This window comes from Gelidibacter sp., from assembly GCF_053579655.1.
The window spans coordinates 98,528-120,880 of record NZ_JBMDWE010000004.1 but is presented as its reverse complement, the minus strand read 5'-3'; the positions used below and the strand labels follow the sequence as shown (position 1 = coordinate 120,880).

Annotated in this window: 18 protein-coding genes; 10 read left to right on the top strand and 8 right to left on the bottom strand. The window is 38.1% G+C overall.

Features of this window, described 5'->3' with window-relative positions; genetic code table 11:
- The first annotated feature begins 15 nt into the window (after positions 1-15).
- From ACOH2D_RS03705 to ACOH2D_RS03695, 3 genes are read left to right on the top strand one after another with little or no spacing between them, the layout of a single operon-like run.
- Positions 16-765 carry a rhomboid family intramembrane serine protease gene (locus tag ACOH2D_RS03705; RefSeq protein ID WP_348035273.1) on the top strand — a complete coding sequence of 250 codons (750 nt, stop codon included), beginning with the start codon at positions 16-18 and terminating at the stop codon, positions 763-765.
- Positions 762-1,634 (top strand): rhomboid family intramembrane serine protease, encoded by an 873-nt coding sequence (locus ACOH2D_RS03700; RefSeq protein WP_449534393.1) that lies wholly within the window; start codon positions 762-764, stop codon positions 1,632-1,634. The genes ACOH2D_RS03705 and ACOH2D_RS03700 overlap by 4 nt, the downstream gene beginning before the upstream one ends.
- 5 nt (positions 1,635-1,639) lie before the next feature.
- Complete coding sequence (locus ACOH2D_RS03695; RefSeq protein ID WP_449534392.1) at positions 1,640-2,659, top strand: endonuclease/exonuclease/phosphatase family protein; 1,020 nt, start codon at positions 1,640-1,642, stop codon at positions 2,657-2,659.
- A 301-nt stretch (positions 2,660-2,960) separates the two neighbouring features.
- Here the strand turns inward: ACOH2D_RS03695 and ACOH2D_RS03690 are convergent, their stop codons facing one another.
- The 8 genes from ACOH2D_RS03690 to ACOH2D_RS03655 all read right to left on the bottom strand — a co-directional run bounded on the left by ACOH2D_RS03690 (position 2,961) and on the right by ACOH2D_RS03655 (position 9,752).
- A complete protein-coding gene (locus tag ACOH2D_RS03690) occupies positions 2,961-3,269 on the bottom strand; it encodes a DUF6122 family protein (RefSeq protein WP_449534391.1) in 309 nt (102 codons plus the stop codon).
- On the bottom strand, positions 3,269-3,889 hold the full coding sequence (locus tag ACOH2D_RS03685) for a WbqC family protein (protein ID WP_449534390.1): 621 nt from the start codon (positions 3,887-3,889) through the stop codon (positions 3,269-3,271). Before ACOH2D_RS03685 ends, ACOH2D_RS03690 begins: the two co-directional genes overlap by 1 nt.
- Positions 3,890-3,913: 24 nt before the next feature.
- On the bottom strand, positions 3,914-5,455 hold the full coding sequence (gene lepB / locus ACOH2D_RS03680; protein WP_449534389.1) for a signal peptidase I: 1,542 nt from the start codon (positions 5,453-5,455) through the stop codon (positions 3,914-3,916).
- A 106-nt stretch (positions 5,456-5,561) separates the two neighbouring features.
- Positions 5,562-6,263 (bottom strand): 4-hydroxy-tetrahydrodipicolinate reductase, encoded by a 702-nt coding sequence (dapB, locus tag ACOH2D_RS03675; protein WP_449534388.1) that lies wholly within the window; start codon positions 6,261-6,263, stop codon positions 5,562-5,564.
- Positions 6,264-6,373: 110 nt separating this feature from the next.
- On the bottom strand, positions 6,374-6,973 hold the full coding sequence (locus ACOH2D_RS03670; protein ID WP_348035298.1) for a DUF5683 domain-containing protein: 600 nt from the start codon (positions 6,971-6,973) through the stop codon (positions 6,374-6,376).
- Entirely contained in the window at positions 6,963-7,862 is a 900-nt protein-coding gene (locus tag ACOH2D_RS03665) for a ParB/RepB/Spo0J family partition protein (RefSeq protein WP_348035297.1), read from the bottom strand. The genes ACOH2D_RS03670 and ACOH2D_RS03665 overlap by 11 nt, the downstream gene beginning before the upstream one ends.
- The gene (locus tag ACOH2D_RS03660; RefSeq protein WP_348035296.1) at positions 7,862-8,626 is read right to left on the bottom strand and encodes a ParA family protein; all 765 of its coding nucleotides are present in this window, start codon (positions 8,624-8,626) and stop codon (positions 7,862-7,864) included. Before ACOH2D_RS03660 ends, ACOH2D_RS03665 begins: the two co-directional genes overlap by 1 nt.
- A 241-nt stretch (positions 8,627-8,867) precedes the next feature.
- Positions 8,868-9,752, bottom strand: a complete 885-nt coding sequence (locus ACOH2D_RS03655) for an SDR family oxidoreductase (RefSeq protein WP_449534387.1) — start codon at positions 9,750-9,752, stop codon at positions 8,868-8,870.
- Between the two features lie 214 nt (positions 9,753-9,966).
- Between ACOH2D_RS03655 and ACOH2D_RS03650 the strand changes: the two genes are divergently transcribed.
- From ACOH2D_RS03650 to ACOH2D_RS03620, 7 genes are all read left to right on the top strand, one after another.
- Positions 9,967-12,735, top strand: a complete 2,769-nt coding sequence (locus tag ACOH2D_RS03650; protein WP_449534386.1) for a M16 family metallopeptidase — start codon at positions 9,967-9,969, stop codon at positions 12,733-12,735.
- 238 nt (positions 12,736-12,973) lie between these two features.
- Entirely contained in the window at positions 12,974-14,614 is a 1,641-nt protein-coding gene (gene pyrG / locus ACOH2D_RS03645) for a CTP synthase (RefSeq protein ID WP_348037821.1), read from the top strand.
- A gap of 102 nt (positions 14,615-14,716) precedes the next feature.
- Positions 14,717-16,612, top strand: coding sequence for a membrane protein insertase YidC (gene yidC, locus ACOH2D_RS03640; protein WP_348037819.1), 1,896 nt, complete (start codon positions 14,717-14,719; stop codon positions 16,610-16,612).
- A 439-nt stretch (positions 16,613-17,051) separates the two neighbouring features.
- On the top strand, positions 17,052-17,762 hold the full coding sequence (locus ACOH2D_RS03635; RefSeq protein ID WP_348037817.1) for a toxin-antitoxin system YwqK family antitoxin: 711 nt from the start codon (positions 17,052-17,054) through the stop codon (positions 17,760-17,762).
- Between the two features lie 332 nt (positions 17,763-18,094).
- Entirely contained in the window at positions 18,095-19,282 is a 1,188-nt protein-coding gene (gene mnmA, locus ACOH2D_RS03630) for a tRNA 2-thiouridine(34) synthase MnmA (RefSeq protein ID WP_348037815.1), read from the top strand.
- Positions 19,283-19,313: 31 nt separating this feature from the next.
- Positions 19,314-20,927: a S8 family serine peptidase gene (locus ACOH2D_RS03625; RefSeq protein WP_449534385.1), complete on the top strand. Its 1,614-nt coding sequence runs from the start codon at positions 19,314-19,316 to the stop codon at positions 20,925-20,927.
- A complete protein-coding gene (locus ACOH2D_RS03620) occupies positions 20,928-21,872 on the top strand; it encodes an NAD(P)H-dependent flavin oxidoreductase (protein WP_449534384.1) in 945 nt (314 codons plus the stop codon). It begins immediately after the preceding gene.
- The last annotated feature ends 481 nt before the right edge of the window (positions 21,873-22,353 follow it).

Below are 22,353 nucleotides of genomic sequence, written 5' to 3'. Positions count from 1 at the left end.
TTAAGATTAAAAAGAATGAGAGGAATTACAGATACCGTTAAGCATTTGCTCATTATCAATGTATTATTTTTTATTGCTAAAATGACCATGCACAATGGTGTATTAGATGAATTATTCGCATTGCATTTCCCTAAGAACGATGCCTTCCAGTTTTGGCAAATTATCACGCACATGTTTATGCATGGCGATTTTATGCACATTTTATTTAATATGTTCGCTTTATGGATGTTTGGTACTGCTGTTGAACAAGTATTTGGCGCTAAGAAGTTTATTTTCTTTTATATTTCATCAGGTTTAGGAGCAGCTTTAATTATGCTAGGGGTCTATTACATTCAATATTTACCTTTAGAATCTAATATTCTATCAGCGGGATTTACATCGTCCCAAATCCATGAGACATTGAGTACCGGGAAAATTATGAACGGGGTCAATGCCGTACAAAGAGAGGAGCTGCAAAGTATGTTTTACATTTTTAACTCGACCATGCTCGGTGCTTCAGGGGCTATTATGGGGGTTTTAGTGGCCTTCGGTATGTTGTTTCCTGAATCAAAATTGATGCTTATCTTTTTGCCGGTGCCTATAAAAGCCAAATATTTTATCCCGGGAATTATCGCTTTGGACTTTATTTCGGCAGTAACAGGGCAATCCTTTTTTAGCCCGAGTAATACCGCATATGCTGCCCATCTTGGTGGCGCGTTGACTGGATTCTTGATGATGTGGTATTGGAAAAAGACGCAATTCAATAAAAACCGTTGGGATAGATGACCTCAATAAATCAAGATCTTCAGGATAAATTGAGACAACTCAATGTGCTTGAAAAAATTATCGGCATTAACGTGGCTATTTTTGTAATAGGGCTACTGCTTTCTCTGATTGTCAAAACTGCTAGTCCTTTGTATTGGTTGGAATTACCAAAAGAGGTTGGCGATTTTATCTTTAAGCCATGGAGTATCATTTCATATGGTTTTATCCATTATGGCCTTTTTCATTTGCTTTTCAACATGCTGGTGCTTTATTATGTATCGCGAATGATGCTTAATTTATTTAGCCAAAAATTGACCTTAAATATTTATTTCCTCGGAATTATTATGGGCGGACTTTTTTTCCTCTTTGCCTATAATGTGTTGCCGCAAAATTTATTAAAACCTGTTGGTGCTTTGGTTGGGGCTTCGGCTGGAGTCCGAGCATTGTTGATTTTTTTATGCGCTTATATGCCTAATACCGAAGTGCGTGTGGTTTTCTTCAATATCAAGCTTTGGCATTTGGGCGTTGCGTTGGTAGTTTTTGATGTTATAGGCCTTTTTGGAATGAATCAAGGTGGCAATATTGCGCATTTGGGTGGTGTGGGATTAGGTTATTTTTATGCCAAACAGTTGATCAAGGGCCACGATATTGGCAAAGGTTTTGAAAAATTCATGGATGGGATTGTCAGTTTTTTTAAGTCTTCTAAAAAATCGCCCTTAAAAACGGTTCACAAGCGGAAATCAAATACCGTTGCAGGTCATACTAAATCGGAGTTTAATGAGTTTAATAAGCAAAAGCAAATCGACATCATCCTGGATAAGATTGGTAAAAGTGGCTATGAGAGCCTGACGGAAGAAGAAAAAGCTTTTTTATTCAAAGCTAAAGACTAAGACCAATGAAAAAACTTAATCTGTTTGATAAGTTTGTGTTTTTCTTAAATTCCCTAGCGGCAGTCACACTTCTGTTAGCTTATATATTACCATATGTGGAGCCTAAACGCTTTGCTTTTGTATCTGTTTTAAGCTTGACGATGCCTTTTCTTATTATCGTTAATCTTCTTTTTGTAATCTATTGGCTTTTAAAAGTTCGAAAACAATTATTGTTGTCTTTGATTGTTCTGCTGATCGGTTTTAAACACTTAGGATCGTTATATAAATTTACCAGTTCAAACCAAGATGTCGATACTGATAATATTGTCGTCATGAATTATAATGTCCGGTTGTTTAATGTTTTTGAGTGGATTCCTGATATCAACGCTGGCAAAGAAATAAGTGAGTTTATTAATGAAAAGAACCCTGATATCATCAGTATGCAGGATTACCGACCTGATAAAGCATTGGCGTTAAAGGGCTATTACAAATTTGAATCGCTTTCTGGTGGTAAAATTATAAATGGACAAGCTATATTTTCTAAGTTTCCTATCATAAATAAAGGTATCATTGAATTCCCAAACACCTTCAACAATGCTATTTTTGCGGATGTCGTAAAGGGGAAAGATACCATAAGAGTCTATAATGTACATTTGCAATCCTTTAAAATTGATGTGAGTTCGGATCCATTAAAAAAGGAAACTTCAGAAAACCTATTTAAACGCGTAGAGAAAACTTTTAGTTTACAGCAAGCGCAAACGGAATTATTTTTAGAACATAAGTCGAAGTCTCCTTACAAAGTAATTGTTTGTGGCGATTTTAATAATACGGCGTATTCCTATGTTTACAAGGAAATTAGAGCCGGTATGAAAGATGCTTTTGTGGAGGCTGGCAACGGGTTTGGACGTTCCTTCGATTTTAAATTCTTCCCGGTTCGGATAGATTATATTATGGTAGATGATCATTTTGCTGTTAATACCTTCAAGACCTTCGATCTTAAATTATCAGACCATTTTCCGATTATGAGTCGGGTGAAGATTAAATGAGTCTTCAGTCCTCAGTTGGCAGTCATCAGTTGCAGTTAGCAATCAACATCATTTTTTCCCATTTCCGAAGTGTCGGAACCTCAATGTTTTATTTTTTTCTCTGTGTAACTTTTTTTTTCTCTGTGTAACTCTGTGTCATAGTTTAGCGTCTTATTTGGATTTAAGTTTTTCCTGTAGACCGCGCAGATTGTTGTTAGGATGATTCACAAAATCTTTAGAAATTAAAATTGTCGTGGAGTTTTTTTAGGCTCTTAAAAATCAAAAATCAAAAATCGTCAATCAACAATCGTCAATTCTGCTTCTACATCATCCAGCAATCGATCGCATCAGCAATCATATGAATGATCAATCCAATTCCTAGAATTCTAGTTTTCTTAAAGAACACAAATCCAACGTAAACCGCCATGGCATAATAGGTGTGGAGTGGATGAAAGTTAATACTACAACGTCCGGGATCAAAAAGAGGTGTTGCCAGCAAATGATCTAAATCAATCAGCATCGTGGCAATCATGATCAAATAGGCTTTTTTCCAGTTTGACCGAAAAAAGAAGTAAGCCACAAACAATGGCAAGCCAAAATGAATCCCGTAATGTATAAGTGGTTGTAACATCAAATGGGCAGTTGTTGTCTTTCAAGGTAGAGGAGTGCGTTAGGGCCTTCATTGAAAATTAAGTCCAAAATACTCAGATTGGAAATAAAACCATGCTTCTCATCAAATACCTGAACATAGGGTTTAAAAGGTTGTTCAGTTTCTTTTCTATGGTCGGCCAAATAACGGTAATCGGTTTTGTTTAGAGGTTTTAATTCATACTCAGAAGTAAGATCAAATTTTAAGTCGTGTTGTAAACATTCTAAAACAGCGTCCAAACATCTAAAATTAAAATCCATCAAACGAGATGCTTCTTCATTGAAAAGAGAGATCAAATCATGTTCGTAAAACTCGAAAAACGGCGAACTGCTATATGCCGATTGAATGGATTTCCAATGTAAATCCTGCCATTTTTCATCGTTCGAGATGAGAATATCCTTATAAAGCTGTCTGTTTTTTTGCGAATAGACCACGGGAACCGTCAAGGGCATTTTTCCTTGGGTACCATAAATGTTCATTCGGTTTCTATAGGTTTGCTTTTGGTAATTATCGCAGACTTCAAAAGTCACTTTATTTGCCTGAATCATTGCCACGCATTGCGCAATACTCGGAAAATAGGTGGGATGAAGTATAAAGTCCATGGTTAAAAAGTGCTACAAAAACAACTATTTCGAAGCTTTCTTTTTACGCCAGGCATTAAAGCCAAACCAAACGCCTAATAAAACAAGGAATGGAATCAGGTAGGACACGAGTTTGCCATTACCACCAACCGTCGTGAAGAAACGTTCCCAACGCGGGCTTTTACCATCCCAACTCATCCAAACAAATACAGGTTTACCAACCACATGATCAAAGGGCACAAAGCCCCAAACTCTTGAATCTTGTGAGTTGTGACGGTTGTCTCCCATCATCCAATAATAATCCTGTCCAAATGTATATTGGTTGGTCACTTGGCCATCAATACTGATTTGATTTCCATTTACAGAAAGCTCACGACCTTCATAGGCTTTTATGAGGTGTTTGTATAACGGCAGATTTTCGGGTGTTAGCGTGATGGTTTTTCCTTTTTGAGGAATATATAAAGGACCGAAAAAATCGTTGTTCCAATTGTAGGCCGCATTCATCGGGAATATCCCTGCATCGCGATGGCCCATTACATCTTTTCTGATTTCAATGGACGCAATATTAGGATGATTTCTTGCTCTTGCCACTGCTTCTTCAGTAGCTGCCGGAATGATCCATTTTTCGGTTTCTTGGTCATAGCCTAAACCGTCGGTCATGTCAAAACGCTTCAAAATATCATAAACCTGTGCATTTGACGCTATCTGACCTTTAAACGTCACGTCGTATGAAAATTGGATTCTTGCACGATCGTTCAATACGTTTTGTTTCCCGTTGATATAAACATAACCGTCTTTTATGGATAAGGTATCTCCAGGTATACCAACGGCACGCTTTACGTAATTTGTTTTCTTGTCGATGGGTTTATAGTAAAACTTATCGGTATGGCGCATATCTAACATCGTATCCACGGGCCAGTTGAAAACGACAATATCATTGCGTTTGATCTTTTGAAAACCTGGAAGTCTCATATATGGCAATTCAGGGTTAATCAGATAGGACTTGATGTTCAATATCGGAATAGTATCATGAACCATCGGGGCTGCCACCGTAGTCATTGGAATTCGGGCGCCATAATGGAATTTGCTCACAAATAGAAAGTCGCCCACCAATAATGTTTTCTCCAAAGATGACGTTGGAATGGTAAACGGCTGAATAAAATAGGTATGGACAATAGTTGCAGCAACAATGGCAAATAGGATCGAGCTTACCCAATCTCCTGCTGCCGATTTAGGATGTAAACTGCGGTCCTTAACGTGTTCAACGTTGACAAAATAATTGAGATAATAGTTGTAGAATCCTAAAGAAACTAGGGCTAAAACCGTATCCGTAGTTGTGTTTTTTCCAAAACTTCTAGCGGTTTCCACCCAAATGACTGGAAACATAATGAGATTGACAACAGGGACGAACAGCAAAATGGTCCACCACCAAGGTCTGTTGATGATTTTCATCAAAATAACTGCGTTGTAAACGGGCACAAAAGCTTCCCAAGCTTGTCGGCCCGCTTTTACGTATAATTTCCATGTACCAAATCCGTGTACTACTTGTACTGCGAGAAAGAATATAAACCACTGCGTAAATGTCATCTGATGTTTGTTTATTTTTTCGGTCTAAAATTCAGGATAAAAAACCTGAATTAGCAACCTGTTTAACAAAAATATTATAAATCGTAAATCTTATACCGTCAATAAGTTAGCCAATGTTTAACACATCTTTCATTGAAAATACACCCTTTTTTCCTGCAATCCACTCCGCTGCAATCACGGCGCCAAAGGCAAATCCTTCACGGTTATGGGCGGTATGCTTGATTTCAATGGTGTCCACTGCAGAGGTGTAAGTCACCTCATGGGTCCCAGGAACACTGTCAATGCGTTTGGAACTAATATGCAACGCCTTTGGTTTTGCCGCATCAAGCGTCCAAGTTCCATATTTTGAGTTTTTAATAATGTCTTCTGCGAGAGTAATGGCAGTGCCACTTGGCGCATCCAACTTCTGTGTATGATGGATTTCTTCCATGCTGATGTTGTATTCAGGGAGATTTGCCATCAATTTTGATAAGGTTCGGTTCAATTCAAAAAAGATATTGACGCCTAAACTAAAGTTGGAAGCATAAAGAAAGGTGCCGTCTTTTTCTTTGCACAAAGCAAGGACTTCATCATAATGTTCTAACCAACCTGTCGTTCCTGAAATCACAGGAATGTTATGGTTAAAGCAATTGGTAATATTTGCTACGGCAGCATCAGGTGTACTAAAGTCAATAGCGACATCAATGTTGTCAAGCCTATAACTTTCAGTGTCTTTATCAACCTTTAAGGTTATTTGATGGCCTCGGTTGAGAGCAATCTGTTCAATGGTTTTTCCCATTTTCCCATAACCTAAAAGACCTATTTTCATGTGTTTATTTTTTTTTAATGGACATACTTCGACTTGGCTCAGTACAGACTTGCTGTTCGCGATTAATCATTCCCTTGGGTATTAAAATCTTTAGCATGCTCGTTTCATGATTAAAATTTAAAATTCAAAGTCACACCCAAATTGGTGGAGTTTTCCTGTTCATTATATTTGAAATGCGGCTTTAGAGCCAAATTTTCATCTAAATTATATTGAAGTAAATGCGCATCCACGTTGGCATCAATGATATTGAGCGCATAGAGTCCGAAGGTAATCAGTAGGGATAATTCTTTGTTACGTCGCAAGGTGTTTTGTGCGCGGATCAAACCTTCACTCGAAACTTTTGGAGATGGGCCATCGCCATAAAACTCATCATCGGTATGACCTGCGAGTCTGCTTTTGTAAGCATTACGATAGCGCTTATACACTTTATCATTGTCTAAGTAGAAATACACTCCAGTCCCAAGAGCGGCATAAACGATTGGAATTTTCCAGTATTTTTTGTTGTAAGCTTGTCCCAAACCAGGTAAAACGGCCGAATAGAAAGCTGCCTTAGAAGGGGCTAAAATGTTCATCGGTTCCCTAACGGGGCTGTCAATAATAACTTCTTTGGCAATATTTGAAGCAATACTATCTGTTTTGGTTTGTGAAAAGCCAAAAAAACAGACATAAAATAAAATAAAAGTGGTTATATAAAGACGTTTATTTGGCACTTTGAACGAGTTTTTTGATACGATTAAAATCTTCTTCAGAATGAAAAGGAATGCTAATCGTGCCCTTTCCGTTCTTACTCAGTTTAACGTTAATTTTTTGTCCAAAGTATTCTGAAAACTCTTTCACGCCATTTTCAATGAATTTTGGCAACTCTTCTTTTTCAGGAACTTTAGTTTCGCTCTTGTTGTGATAGTTTTTAACCAATGCTTCCGTATCTCTAACCGATAATTTATCAGTGAGAATTTTCTCGTAAATATCGAGCTGGCTGGATTGGTCTTCAATATTGATGATGGCACGGCCATGACCCATAGAAATGAATCCGTCGCGCATTCCTGTCTGAATAATAGGATCCAATTTTAAAAGACGCAGATAATTGGCTATTGTAGAACGTTTTTTACCCACGCGCTCGCTCATCTGTTCTTGCGTCAACTGAATTTCGTCTATCAAGCGTTGGTAAGACAATGCGATTTCAATAGGATCTAAATCCTGGCGTTGGATGTTTTCCACCAAAGCCATTTCCAAGGATTCCTGATCATTGGCAATTCTGATATAAGCGGGAATAGTCGGTAATCCAAGAAGTTTGGAAGCTCTAAAACGACGTTCTCCAGACACCAATTGGTATTTGTTGAACTCAAGTTTTCTAACCGTTATGGGTTGAATAACGCCCAATTCCCGAATGGAAGACGCTAATTCCTTAAGTGTTTCTTCATTAAAATTGGTTCGTGGTTGAAACGGATTGATCTCAATGGCTTCCAATTCCAACTCGACAATACTACCAATAACTTTATCGGCATTTTTATCCTGAACCGATGTAATATCGTTCGCAGGATCTTTTAAAAGTGCTGATAATCCTCTTCCTAAAGCTTGCTTCTTTATTGCCTTCGCCATTAACCGTTCTTTTTAATAATTTCTTTTGCTAAATCTAAATAATTGGTAGCTCCTTTGCTGCTCACATCATAGTTGATGATGCTTTCTCCAAAACTAGGTGCTTCCCCCAAACGTACGTTACGCTGAATAATCGTATCAAAAACCATATCGCTAAAATGCTTCTGCACCTCTTCAACAACTTGGTTTGACAAGCGTAAACGCGAATCATACATGGTCAATAACATGCCTTCAATATCTAAGTCCTGATTATGGATGCGTTGTACACTTTTGATGGTGTTCAATAATTTACCAAGACCTTCCAAAGCAAAATATTCACATTGAATCGGAATAATGACCGAATCGGCAGCGGTAAGTGCATTCAAGGTCAAAAGTCCTAAAGATGGTGCACAATCGATCAAAATATAATCATATCTATCTTTCAGATGGGTGATGGCTTTTTTGAGCATGTACTCACGCTCTTCCTTATCGACTAGCTCAATTTCAATGGCTACAAGGTCAATATGTGCCGGAATAATTTCCACATGAGTTGCGTTTGAAGCAATGATGCACTCTTCGGCCGTTGCAGAATGCTCAATAAGTTGATAGGAACCTATTTCAACACCTTCTACATCAACCCCTAAACTAGATGTTGCGTTGGCTTGCGGATCGGCATCAATTAACAATACTCTTTTTTCTAATGCACCTAAGGAAGCGGCTAGATTTACTGATGTTGTTGTTTTTCCAACACCTCCTTTTTGGTTGGCTATTGCAATGATTTTACCCATTAAATGATCTGATTTTAGAAGTGGTAAAAATACAATTATTTACGAGTTTAAAAAATGATACTTGTTAACAAAGCCACCTTGATTTTAAAAGACTCCGTCTTGAAAAATGCGGAAAGGCTGATGGTTTGTTTTCAGCGCTTTAACTGTGTTTGAATCGATTATCGGACAAATTGAGTTTATTTTATCATCTGTATTTTCGTTTTAAAAGCTATTTAATTCACGTAGGAAAAGGTGTGTTTATTTATTTCTTATCTTTTTTTGCACGGATCATCGCTTCGAGTTGGTCCCACATTTCTTCTGGAATTTGTTCCAATAAATTAAACTGTCCGGCGCCTTTTAGCCATTCGCCGCCGTCAATGGTAATCACTTCGCCATTGATATAAGCCGAGAAATCAGAAACTAAATAGGCTGCTAAATTTGCTAGTTCCTGATGTTCGCCCACACGCATTAAGGGGACTTTTTTGGCCATATCAAACTTGTCTTTTAAATCGCCCGGCAGGAGACGATCCCAAGCGCCTTGTGTTGGAAAAGGTCCTGGAGCAATGGCATTAAAACGCATGCCGTATTTTGCCCATTCTACCGCAAGACTTCGCGTCATGGCCAATACACCAGCTTTTGCAGTGGCACTTGGCACCACGTAAGCTGAGCCTGTCCATGCATAAGTAGTCACAATATTGAGGACATTCGTATTGATTTGTTTGGTATCAATCCAATGTTTGCCAAAAGCCAAAGTGCAGTTTTTAGTGCCTTTTAAAACAATATCAATAATTGTGTCAAAAGCATGGGCTGAAAGTCGCTCAGTCGGCGAAATGAAATTCCCCGCAGCGTTATTGAGGAGTACATCTACTTGGCCAAATTTGTCGAGCGTTCCTTTCAGCATGGCTTCGACCTCGTCATATTTGCGAACATCACATTGCAACGGGAGGCAAGAGCCCTGGGTTTCTTTTTCCAATTCTTCAGCCGTAGTTTTTAATTTGTCGAGGTCACGTGACGTAATAGCGACATTGGCACCCAATTCCAAGAAATATTTCGACATGGCTTTGCCTAATCCGCTGCCGCCGCCAGTAACTACGATTGTTTTTCCTTTTAGAGCATCATCTCTAAGCATTTTTTGAGTATAGTTCATGCTGTTTGTTTTTAAATGGTGAATTTAAAATTAATGATAATATGTTACGATTGTGTTTTTGAGATGTCAAATTACTCATAATGGATGGGTTTTCTTGCTTGCTTGTCAAAAGAAGGACTCATAAATCCTAAGAAACTCAGAAAATAATTAATTGTAGAAAACCATAGCATATTCATTTTGTTATATCTTTATAATCAATTAATTATCCAAAAATATGAAAAAACATATCCCTCTTTTAAAAATTGCATTCGCAATAGTTTTGTTTTTGTCGCTATCCCTTTGCGCAACCGCTCAAATTAAAGAAATTGCAAGCGTTGAAGGCATTACCGAATACCAGTTGGACAATGGGCTCAAAGTCCTATTGTTTCCTGATAATTCCGCACAAACCATAACGGTTAACATCACTTATATGGTAGGCTCCCGCCATGAAGGTTATGGCGAAAAAGGCATGGCGCATTTATTGGAGCACATGGTGTTTAAGGGTACGCCTAACCATCCTAACATTCCGGAAGAATTATCTTCACACGGCGCACGACCCAACGGTACTACTTGGTATGATCGCACTAATTATTTCGAGACTTTCAATGCCACCGACGAGAATTTGGATTGGGCTTTAGACCTGGAATCCGATCGAATGGTTAATTCCTATATTGCTAAAAAAGACTTGGAATCTGAGTTTTCGGTAGTTCGCAATGAATTTGAAATGGGAGAGAATTCGCCTAGCAGGGTGTTGCTCGAAAACGTTGCTAGTGCAGCATATTTATGGCATAATTACGGACAATCCACCATTGGGAATCGCTCGGATATTGAGCGTGTGCCTATTGAAAATTTGCAAGCTTTCTATAAGAAATACTACCGTCCCGATAATGCCATCTTAATGGTAACGGGCAAGTTTGATACCGAAAAAACCTTGGCGTTAATTCAACAGAAATTTGGCGCTATCAAAAAGCCAGAAGTTAAATTAAATGACATCCCAACCATTGAGCCAGAACAAGATGGTGAAAAACGCGTCAGTTTAAATCGGGTGGGCGATTTGCAAATTGTTTCCGCACTTTATCACGTGCCAGCAGGATCTCATGAAGATGCCGCGGCAATGGCCATTGCTGAAGAGGTTTTGACTAATGAGCCTTCCGGCAGATTGTATAAAGCCTTAGTGGATGGTAAAAAAGCTTCAGGGATTTGGGCGTTTACACCGTTTACCAAAGAACCGGGATTTCTGTACATTAATGTCGATGTGCCTTCAGATAAGTCCTTGGCAGACGCCGAAAAAACCTTATTGAGCACTTTAGATGGATTGGCATCCAACCCGATAACGGAAGCCGAATTAAATAGAGCGAAAGCCAATTTGTTAAAGCAAATAGATCAGGTTTTTAGAAATTCATCTTACTTGGGCACCTATATGAGTGAATTTATTGGCGCAGGCGATTGGCGATTGGCCTTCATTTTTAGAGACCGTATTGAGGAGATGACAGTTGCTAAAGTAAATGCCGCCATTAAAAAATACGTCATTCCTACCAACAGAACGGTAGGGAATTTTGTCCCAACCAACAATCCCGTGCGTATTGGTATTCCACATACTGAGGATGTGGCAGGTTTAGTGGCCAATTATAAGGGCAAAGAAGCCATGGATGCAGGACAGGCATTTGATGTGTCTTATGAAAACATTCAAAACACCTTACAAACGGGTTCTTTGAAAGATAGTCAGATTGAATATGGATTCATCAAGAAGGATAATCGTGGTAAAACCGTAAATCTGACCTTCGATTTGCGCACCGGAAATGTAAACCAGCTCATGAACAAAGGTCTTCTGGCAAAATATACCGCGAACATGTTGAATAAAGGGACTAAAACGAAATCCAGACAAGATATTGAAGATGAGTTAAGTGCCTTAAAATCGTCGATTTATTTTAATGGTTCCAACGGACGTCTTACGGCATCTATCAATAGCACGGAAGAAAATTTAATGGCCACTTTGGCTTTAATGACAGATATGTTGAAAAATCCAGTATTTGATGTCAAAGAATTGGAGAAACTAAAAACGCAAGATTTGGCGAGTCTTGAAGAAAATAAATCGGATCCGCAAGCGGTTGTCGTAAGGCAAATTGGGTTGTTAAACAATCCTTATAAAAAAGGGCATCCGTTATATAATATGACTTTAGACGAAGAAATTGCTGCCATAAAAGCGGTAAATGTCGCTGAATTAAAAGCTTACCATAAGGATTTTTATGGTGTGAATAAAAGTGCCTCCGTCGTGGCTATTGGGAATATGAATGAAGAGGCTGTCAAAACATATTTTGATAAAAACTATGCCGATTTCAAATCTGATAAACCCTATACAGAAATCAGTAATAAGTTTCAAAACAGTAAGCCTGCAAATGAAAATCTCATCACACCAGATAAGAAAAATGCGTTGACCTTAGGTGTTTTATCCTTTGAAGGAAGTCAGTATGATAAAGATTTTGCAGCCTTGCAGGTTGCGGGCGAAATTTTTGGTGGTGGATTCCTAAACTCGCGCATTGCCGAACGTTTACGTCAAAAAGATGGCGTAAGTTATGGTGCAGGAGGTTATGTAAATGTTGATCGCAGTAATGACGATAAAAACTCTACCATATTTATTTATGCCATTTATGCACCAGAAAATGCAACGAAAGTACAACAAGGCTTCAAAGAAGAAATTGCGCGTTATATGGCTGATGGCATTACTGAGGACGAGCTTAAAAATGCCGTGAACGGATGGGTACAGGAGCAAAATGTATCCAGAGCTAAGGACGGGGAGTTGGCAGGTGTGATCAATACCAATTTGTATTATAATCGCGATATGATGTTTCAAAAAAACATTGAAGAGGATGTTAAAAAGCTAACGGTTGAAGATGTCAATAAAGTCATCACTAAGTATTTTATAAACTTTGAAAACTGGACCGTTGTCAATGGTGGCGATTTTAAAAATCCTGAAATTAAGCAAGGTGATAAAAAAATAGATTAGCAAAAAATCGTTCAAAAATATAGACCCGCTTCATCAGATTTGACCTTGAAGCGGGTTTTTATATTTTTTAAATTCGGGTTTTATGAAGTTCTTAAAAAATCGATAACTCATACAGATGGATGGTTATGAGTGTTTTGTGAGGCTTTTCGGCGTGTGGATTATCTTCAGAAATAACTAAAATTAGATACTCTAATAACTATTTAAATTTTGTAAATTTGCCTGCGTTTAACAACGCATCATGGCAACTACTACAAAATACATATTCGTCACTGGAGGAGTAACGTCTTCCTTAGGGAAAGGCATTATTGCAGCCTCTTTGGCAAAATTACTTCAAGCGCAAGGCTACAGAACAACCATTCAAAAATTGGATCCTTATATTAATGTCGATCCGGGTACAATGAATCCTTATGAGCATGGTGAATGCTACGTTACGGATGATGGTGCCGAAACCGATTTGGATTTAGGACATTATGAACGTTTTTTGAATGTGCCTACAAGCCAGTCAAATAACGTGACTACCGGTCGTATCTATCAAAGTGTGATTGAAAAAGAGCGTCGTGGCGAGTTTTTAGGGAAAACCGTTCAGGTCATTCCACATATTACCGACGAAATTAAACGCCGCATCCAAATTCTTGGAAATTCTGGTGATTATGATATCGTTATTACCGAAATAGGAGGAACCGTTGGCGACATTGAATCCCTACCTTATATTGAGGCAGTACGTCAATTAAAATGGGATTTGGGAGAGCATAACGCGATCGTGATCCATTTAACTTTGGTGCCTTATTTGTCTGCAGCAGGCGAATTGAAAACAAAGCCTACTCAACACAGTGTCAAAACTTTGATGGAAAGTGGCGTTATGGCAGATATTTTAGTATGCCGTACAGATCGTGAGTTGCCGTTAGACTTACGCCGTAAACTGGCCTTGTTTTGCAACGTTCGTGAGGAAGCTGTCATTCAATCTATTGATGCGTCAACAATTTATGACGTGCCTAATTTGATGCTGGAACAAGGATTGGATAAAGTGGTTCTTAAAAAATTAGATCTTCAAAGTGATAAACCAGATTTGACACAATGGAATCAGTTTTTAAAACGACTTAAAAATCCTAAGAGCGAAGTAACCATTGGATTGATTGGTAAATATGTAGAATTACAGGATTCTTACAAATCTATTTTGGAATCATTCATTCATGCAGGTGCTGAAAATGAAGTGAAAGTAAATGTAGAATCGATTCATTCGGAACATTTAACCGTAGAAAATGCTGCTGAAAAATTAGCGCATTTAGATGGTGTATTGGTGGCTCCCGGTTTTGGAGAGCGTGGTGTGGACGGAAAAATTGAGGCTGTTAGATATGTGAGAGAAAACAATATTCCGTTTCTGGGGATTTGTTTAGGCATGCAAATGGCAGTGATCGAATATGCTCGAAATGTTTTGGGTTTAAAAAACGCCAATTCAACAGAGATGAATCCGCATACCTCTGATCCTGTCATTGATTTGATGGAATCACAAAAAAACATCACGGATAAAGGTGGAACCATGCGTCTTGGCGCTTGGGCTTGCCATTTGGAAGAAGGAAGCATTGTCAAAGATGTTTATAAAAAATCAGATATTTTAGAGCGTCATCGTCATCGTTATGAATTTAACAATGCGTATAAACAGCAAATTGAAGACGCTGGTATGAAAGTTACCGGAGTTAATCCTGAAACCGGATTGGTGGAAATTGTCGAAATCCCTGCTCATAATTGGTTTGTAGGTGTGCAGTACCATCCCGAATATAAAAGCACAGTAACCAATCCACATCCATTGTTTGTGGCATTCGTGAAAGCTGCCTTAGGTTATAAAAACAAAAAAAACGGTGTCAGTATGGCACAAAATTAAAATTGGATGCATTTTTGCTCTGAAAAATCGTATTAAAAAATAATTACCAACTTAAAAAGACTTATCGGATTTTAAAAACTCTCAAGTCTGAATATCAAATACATGGAAGAAAAGAAATTTGATCTCAATTCGATTATAGGATTCGTTCTTATTTTTGGGATATTATTGTTCATGCTATGGCAGAACCAACCAACTCCTGAGGAGCTTGCAGCAGAGGAATTAGCGAAAAAAGTGCAAGTAGCGGCAGAGAAAAATGCGGAAGTGAAAAAAGACACTTTTGTTACCAATGCTGAAGATTATTCCAATACAACGGCTTCTGATTCTTTGAAGCTGGAAGCCTTGAAGAATAAATTAGGTGCTTTTGCGTATGCATCAACCCTACCATCTGCTAAAGATCATGAGACTTTGGTTGAGACCGATTTGTTAGAGTTAAAGTTTAGCAATAAAGGAGGATACCTTTCTGAAGTCAAACTTAAGAAGTTTGTGAATTCTGATTCCGTGCCCATCTATATTATTAAAGATGGTAATGCTGCTTTTAATATTTCATTTTCAACAACGGATAACAGAAATTTAAACACCCAAGATCTTTATTTCGAACCAACGATAACCAAAAATGGTGAAAACACGGTGGTGTCGATGAAACTTAAAGTTTCTGAAAATAAGTTTTTGGAGTATCGTTATGAGTTGAAGCCAAACGATTATATGTTTGGTTTCCATGTGCGTTCACAAGGATTGAGTGATGTGTTCAATAGTTCTCAGGAAATTAATCTGGATTGGAAGATCAAGACTTATCGTCATGCCCAAAGTATTTCTTACGAAAACAGATATACCGAGCTTATTTTTGAATATGAAGGCGGTAAAGATGATTATTTAGGTCAGGGTAGTTTTAAGGATGATACCAAAAAAGATATTACTTGGATCGCTAATAAGCAGCACTTTTTTACCTCAATTCTTTTAGCCGATCAACCTTTTAAATCGGGATATTTTTCTTCAAAAAACTTAGTTGAAGATGAAGATATAGATACTCTTTTTACTAAAGCATTCGCCAGTAGATTGCCGTTGGCTCTTGAAGGTGGAGAACTTAATAAGAGCATGGACTTGTATTACGGGCCAAGTGATTATAAAATCCTGAATGCTTATGATAGAAATCTAGATGAAGTGCTTCCATTAGGTTGGGGAATCTTTGGATGGATTAACCGCTACCTATTTATTCCTTTATTTGGATTTTTAGGATCCTATATGTCTTACGGAATTGCAATTGTGGTCATGACGATCTTGATCAAATTGTGTTTGTCATTCGTTCAGTACAAACAATTCTTGTCACAAGCTAAGCTTAAGATCATTAAGCCAGAATTGGATGCGATCCGTGAGAAATACAAAGACAACAAGATGAAAATCCAACAAGAAACGATGGCGCTGCAGTCTAGGGCTGGTGCAAGTCCGTTGGCTGGTTGTATTCCAGCGTTGATTCAGTTGCCAGTGTTTTACGCTTTGTTCCAATTTTTCCCATCGGCCTTTGACATTCGTCAAAAGAGTTTCCTTTGGGCAGATGATTTATCGTCTTATGATACGATTTTGGATTTACCATTCAAGATTCCTTTTTATGGGGATCACGTGAGTTTATTCCCAATATTGGCCTCTATCGCTATTTTCTTTTATATGAAAATGACTACAGGACAACAAATGGCTACACAACCAACGCAAGAAGGAATGCCGGATATGGCGAAAATGATGAAGTATATGATTTACTTCTCGCCAATCATGATGTTGTTCTTCTTTAATAACTATGCTTCTGGATTGAGTTTGTATTATTTCATTTCGAACTTGATTAGTATTGGGATTATGATATTCATCAAGAATTTTGTTTTGGATGAAGAAAAAATCCACGCACAAATTCAGGTTAATAAAGCAAAACCTAAGAAAGAAAGTAAGTTCCAAAAGAAAATGAAAGAGATGATGGAACAAGCGGAAGAGCAGAAAAAACAAGGAAAACGGTAAGTTTTTCTTCAAAAATTATAAAGATATGCCTCTGAGTTTTCAGGGGCATATTTTGTTTAAGGTCTATTGTATGGTATTTTTGTGAAGAGGAAAGTCAACTAAATTTCCCTTTAAAATCTATTGGCAGTGCGACAATTTTTAAATGATTGGGTTATTGAATGAGACATTTTATTTATAAATTCTGTCTGTTACTTTCCATGACGAGTGCTTTTGTCTGTGACAGTGCATAAGGTGTTCTGGCCTTTCTGAAGCATACTCTTTAATATAGGAAGTGTTCGTACTGGAATGCAAAATGGATCGCTCAATAGATATTCTAATCCTATAATTAGGAATAACAACGGTAAAATCTTTAAGGTTTTGAAATAAGTGTCATTTTTTTGAGTTTATTTGTTCGACATAAGATTAACTAAACAGTTTTTGAGTTTAATGAATTTGTAAAATGATTAAGCAAAATATTATTTTAGGGTTATTTTTAACCCTGTTTTTAACACCTATGCTTGCGCAAGATCTTATTAATCAGCTCGATAATGACGGGAAGCGCCATGGTTTATGGAGAAAGGATTTTGATAACACTACTCAGCCCAGGTACGAAGGTGTTTTTGAACATGGCAAAGAGGTTGGACTGTTCAAGTTTTATAAAATGGACGGAAAGAAGAGTGTGTTGAGTGCCACCCGAGAATTTTCGGCTAATAATAACAATATCATTGTGAAGTTTTATTCATCCAAAGGAAAACTGATCAGTGAAGGTCAAATGGTCGGCAAATTGTTTGTCGGGAAATGGGTGTATTATCATAATAAAACCAATGGCATTATGATTGTTGAACATTATAATGACCAAGGGCAATTGGATGGCGAAAGATTGGTGTATTATCCCAAAGGTCAACTGGCGGAGCAAACCAATTATGTGAATGGCAAACAAAACGGGAATTCAAAAGTGTTTTCTGAAAACGGGGTGGTGATTAAAGATTTTTTATATAAAGATGATATGCTTGATGGTATGGCTAAATACTACAATGCTGCCGGACAGTTATTAGCGGAAGGTGTTTATAGAAATGATAAAAAACATGGGATTTGGAAATACTATGAAAACGGTGTTTTAAGTGAAGAAAAGGATTTTACGGTGTATAGTAAAAATCCGGGGAAGCAGTAGGGAAGGGTTTCAGGTTTCAAGTTTCAGGTTTCAAGTTGTCCGAAGTTTAAATGCCATTTTGTGCTTGAATTTCGATTGCAACTTGTTTGCTGAGCTTATCGAAGTATATATTTCTTCGCGTCCCTTGCGCCCGACTTTGCGTCCTTGCGGTTAAAAAAGTAGTTTCTTACTTAAATGCAAAGGCACTAGGTTTCTTCGCAAAGGTGCAATGTATTGGTGTTGACGCTATGTGTTGAGACTTACGAAATTTTCTCATTTCAATTTGGACTTCATTTTCATTTTCATTTTCAATTTCGATTTCAATTTCAAACGAATCTTCGTAATTTTGCAAAATGAAAAGAGTAATAGTAGGACTTTCGGGAGGTGTAGATTCAAGTGTGGCTGCGTATTTGTTAAAGGAGCAAGGCTATGAGGTCATTGGCTTGTTTATGAAAAATTGGCATGATGATTCTGTGACCATTTCTGATGAATGTCCATGGTTGGATGATAGCAATGACGCCATGTTGGTGGCAGATAAATTAGGAATACCCTTTCAAACGGTCGATTTGAGCGAGCAATATAAAGAACGCATCGTCGATTATATGTTTGACGAATACCAAAAAGGCCGTACACCAAATCCCGATGTGCTTTGTAACCGGGAAATAAAGTTTGACGTGTTCATGAAAATCGCCCTCGATTTAGGTGCAGATTTTGTGGCTACAGGTCATTATTGCCGTAAAGGTGTCTTGCAAAAAGATGGCAAAGAGATCTATCAATTGCTTGCTGGCGTTGATACCAATAAAGATCAGTCTTATTTTTTATGTCAATTGTCTCAAGAGCAATTATCAAAAGCCTTATTCCCTATTGGTGAATTAACAAAACCTGAAGTCCGCAAAATTGCTGCCGAACAGGATTTGATTACGGCAGATAAAAAAGATTCCCAAGGACTCTGTTTTATTGGTAAAGTAAGACTTCCCGAATTTCTACAGCAAAAATTACAGCCAAAAGAAGGTGTGATTGTTGAGATTTCTGCGGAACAACATATATACAATCAAACAACGCCAGACTTTACTTCTGAAAAGGACAAGTTTGATTATTTGACCCGAAAAATTGACTATAATATTTCTGACGGAAAAATAGTAGGCAAACATCAAGGGGCGCATTATTTTACAAAAGGTCAGCGTAAAGGACTTGCCGTTGGTGGCACCGTCGAACCACTTTTTGTAATCGAAACGGATGTTGAAGAGAATGTCATTTATACGGGTCAAGGTAAGGAACATCCAGGCTTACTTAAAAGTGCCTTGTTTGTTAATAACGATGAAGTCCATTGGATTCGTGAAGACCTAAAACTAGGTTTAGATCAAACGATGGAAGTCAAAGCGCGAATCAGATACCGTCAACCTCTTCAAAATGCAACACTACATCAACTTGAAAACGGACTTTATGTGATTTTTGAAGAACTTCAATCGGCTATCACTGAAGGTCAATTTGTGGCTTGGTACCATGATGACGAATTAGTTGGTTCGGGAGTTATTTCTTAAATTGCAGTAATAATTTTCCGAATTATTGCTGATGAAATTGAAGATCTTCTCGTTTTTATTTTGCTTTTTTTCTTATGCAGTCTTCGCACAGCAAGATGCGTGGGTATATTTTACCAATAAGGAAAACGTTGAAGTTGCCATTCAAAATCCAATTTCTATTCTTTCACAAAAAGCCATTGATAGAAAAAACGCCCATAATATTGCTGTAGACGTTAGGGATGTGCCGGTTAATGAATCCTATATTACGCGTTTAAAAACTACTAGTGGCATTACAGTTTTAGCAAAATCCAAGTGGATGAATGCAGTCCATGTAAGAGGTGAAGCTTCTGACATCTCAACACTTTTTGATTTGGATTTCGTAGCGTCCATTGACTTTGCTGATAAAAATTTAAATGATTTATCACGACCAGCAAAGCAAAAGGATAAGTTTGCCCTTGAGGCCAGTTTGGAAGATTTTAATTATGGAAGTGCTCAAAATCAAGTCAGCATGATCCATGTGGATGCGCTTCATAAAGAGAATTATACAGGCGAAGGACTTATTATTGCGGTTATTGACGCCGGTTTTCCCAATGTCAATACGATGACGTCCTTCAGCAGATTAAGAAATAACAACAGATTGTTGGGCGGTTACGATTTTGTAAACCGAACTTCTGCCTTTGACGCATACACTGCCAGTTCCCATGGAACAAAAGTATTGAGCACCATGGCAGGATATGTTGAAAATAAATTTGTAGGTACGGCTCCGGACGCGTCTTATTATTTGTTTCGCACAGAAGATGCTGCATTCGAAAATCCAGTTGAAGAAAGTTATTGGGTAGAAGCCGCTGAACGCGCCGACAGTTTGGGAGTTCATATCATCAATTCATCTTTGGGATATTCTGATTTTGACAATCCTAAGTATAATTATGCGCCATCAGCTATGGATGGAAAAACCACCTTTATCAGTAGAGGTGCTCAAATTGCCTCACAAAAAGGGATTTTAGTGGTTAATTCCGCTGGGAATGAGGGCAATGCTTCCTGGGGAATTGTCACGGCGCCAGCAGATGCTCCAGGCGTTTTTACCGTTGGTGCGGTAAACAGTGCTGGACTTTATGCTTACTTCAGTTCGCGAGGCAGTGCCTTTCAGCCCACTCAAAAGCCTGATGTGGTGGCTTTAGGTTTAGGATCGATGGTTATTACGGATTCAGATTATATCGTTAATAATAATGGGACGTCCTTTAGTTCGCCCATGGTGGCAGGAGCTATTGCCTGTTTGTGGCAAGCCTTGCCCAATGCAAGTGCGGATGAAATTAAACAATTCGTCAGGCTTTCAGCTTCACAATACACGGCACCCGATTACTTTTTGGGTTATGGGATTCCAAATTTTCAATTGGCACTTTCTCACGGACTTTCAGTTGTAGAAGCTGAAGTTGAAAAGTTTAAAGTGTATCCAAATCCTGTTTCAAGTCATCTTCATCTTCAATTACCATCCAGTAATGGAACACAGACGCTTCATGTTTATGATGTGTTGGGAAAAAAAGTAATCGAGCAAGTCTATTCGGAGGGGAATCCCAAATTAGATGTGTCACAATTGGCTAAGGGCATATACGTCCTTACCGTTATTTCAAAGAGTGAAATCTTAACTTTTAAATTCATAAAATCATAAATGTCAAATAAAATTACCGAGCTTTTCAATATCCAATACCCAATTATTCAAGCCGGAATGATTTGGAACAGTGGATGGCGATTGGCTTCAGCTTCAAGTAATTCCGGAATTTTAGGTCTCATCGGTGCTGGATCTATGTATCCTGATGTTTTGCGAGAGCATATTCAAAAATGTAAAAATGCGACGGATAAACCTTTTGGCGTCAATGTGCCCATGCTTTACCCGAATATCGAGGAGATTATGGATATCATTGTCGAAGAAAAGGTCAAAATCGTTTTTACTTCTGCTGGAAATCCTAAAACCTGGACATCCTGGCTGAAAGAACGCGGTATCACGGTCGTTCACGTGGTCAGTAGTGTGAAGTTTGCATTGAAAGCCCAAGAAGCAGGAGTTGACGCCATTGTTGCCGAAGGTTTTGAAGCAGGAGGACACAATGGTAGGGAAGAAAGTACGACCTTAACTTTAATCCCTATGGTCAAAGAGGTGTTGGAGATTCCGCTTATTGCAGCCGGTGGTATTGCCACAGGTCAAGGCATGTTAGCCGCCATGGTTTTAGGTGCTGATGGCGTTCAGGTGGGTAGCAGATTTGTCGCCAGTGAAGAAAGTTCGGCGCATCAAGCCTTTAAAAAGGTTGTTGTTGAGATCCAAGAAGGTGGAACGATGCTAACCTTAAAAGAATTGGCACCGGTTCGAATGATTAAAAATAAATTCTATAATGATCTTGTCGAACTGTACAAAACAGCGCCAACACCTGAGGATTTAAGTGCCTTATTGGGTAGGGCAAGAGCAAAGCGTGGGATGTTTGAAGGTGATTTGGAGGAAGGCGAATTGGAAATCGGCCAAATTGCTGGATTGATTCATGATATCAAACCTGTCACGAGAATTGTTGAAGATATGTTGTCAGAATATGAAGAGGCGAAACAAAAAGTAAAAAGCTTTTGTTAGACACAATTTTTTGCTTTTAACCGTTTTTCCCTTACGCCTAATTCAAAAGGTTTCCCGCAGCTAGCGGAGATTCTTGATTGGCTTGAAAAAAACAGGTTGATATTCCTGCCATTGTTGGTGTTTTCCACCAACAATGTTGTTCAAACCCAAAATTCTCCGATTTTTGACTTGATTTTGTTCGAAGGGGAATTCAGGAAACCTTATGAAAAACGAAAAGGGAAAAAATCCCCTTCTCATTTTGAAATGCTTTAACAACATATTTTTAAATCCTCTAAAATAATAGCTAAAACTTTCTTTACGATATGTTGAACCTCATACGGAAATATATGAGAGCTATTCTAAGTAATTCTTGATGTAAAAATAAGCGATACCAGGAGTTTTAAATTTATAACGCTTCAATTTATTAACAAAATCAGAAGGTAAGTTGATAGCTGTCAAATTGTTGGTTCCTTTTTTCGAAAGATAATTAGAAAATGATTCA

Coding starts and splice junctions, on each gene's coding strand:
- ACOH2D_RS03705 (WP_348035273.1), top strand. CDS start 16: ATGAGAGGAATTACAGATACCGTTAAGCATTTGCTCATTATCAATGTA.
- ACOH2D_RS03700 (WP_449534393.1), top strand. CDS start 762: ATGACCTCAATAAATCAAGATCTTCAGGATAAATTGAGACAACTCAAT.
- ACOH2D_RS03695 (WP_449534392.1), top strand. CDS start 1,640: ATGAAAAAACTTAATCTGTTTGATAAGTTTGTGTTTTTCTTAAATTCC.
- ACOH2D_RS03690 (WP_449534391.1), bottom strand. CDS start 3,269: ATGTTACAACCACTTATACATTACGGGATTCATTTTGGCTTGCCATTG.
- ACOH2D_RS03685 (WP_449534390.1), bottom strand. CDS start 3,889: ATGGACTTTATACTTCATCCCACCTATTTTCCGAGTATTGCGCAATGC.
- lepB (WP_449534389.1), bottom strand. CDS start 5,455: ATGACATTTACGCAGTGGTTTATATTCTTTCTCGCAGTACAAGTAGTA.
- dapB (WP_449534388.1), bottom strand. CDS start 6,263: ATGAAAATAGGTCTTTTAGGTTATGGGAAAATGGGAAAAACCATTGAA.
- ACOH2D_RS03665 (WP_348035297.1), bottom strand. CDS start 7,862: ATGGCGAAGGCAATAAAGAAGCAAGCTTTAGGAAGAGGATTATCAGCA.
- ACOH2D_RS03660 (WP_348035296.1), bottom strand. CDS start 8,626: ATGGGTAAAATCATTGCAATAGCCAACCAAAAAGGAGGTGTTGGAAAA.
- ACOH2D_RS03655 (WP_449534387.1), bottom strand. CDS start 9,752: ATGAACTATACTCAAAAAATGCTTAGAGATGATGCTCTAAAAGGAAAA.
- ACOH2D_RS03650 (WP_449534386.1), top strand. CDS start 9,967: ATGAAAAAACATATCCCTCTTTTAAAAATTGCATTCGCAATAGTTTTG.
- pyrG (WP_348037821.1), top strand. CDS start 12,974: ATGGCAACTACTACAAAATACATATTCGTCACTGGAGGAGTAACGTCT.
- yidC (WP_348037819.1), top strand. CDS start 14,717: ATGGAAGAAAAGAAATTTGATCTCAATTCGATTATAGGATTCGTTCTT.
- ACOH2D_RS03635 (WP_348037817.1), top strand. CDS start 17,052: ATGATTAAGCAAAATATTATTTTAGGGTTATTTTTAACCCTGTTTTTA.
- mnmA (WP_348037815.1), top strand. CDS start 18,095: ATGAAAAGAGTAATAGTAGGACTTTCGGGAGGTGTAGATTCAAGTGTG.
- ACOH2D_RS03625 (WP_449534385.1), top strand. CDS start 19,314: ATGAAATTGAAGATCTTCTCGTTTTTATTTTGCTTTTTTTCTTATGCA.
- ACOH2D_RS03620 (WP_449534384.1), top strand. CDS start 20,928: ATGTCAAATAAAATTACCGAGCTTTTCAATATCCAATACCCAATTATT.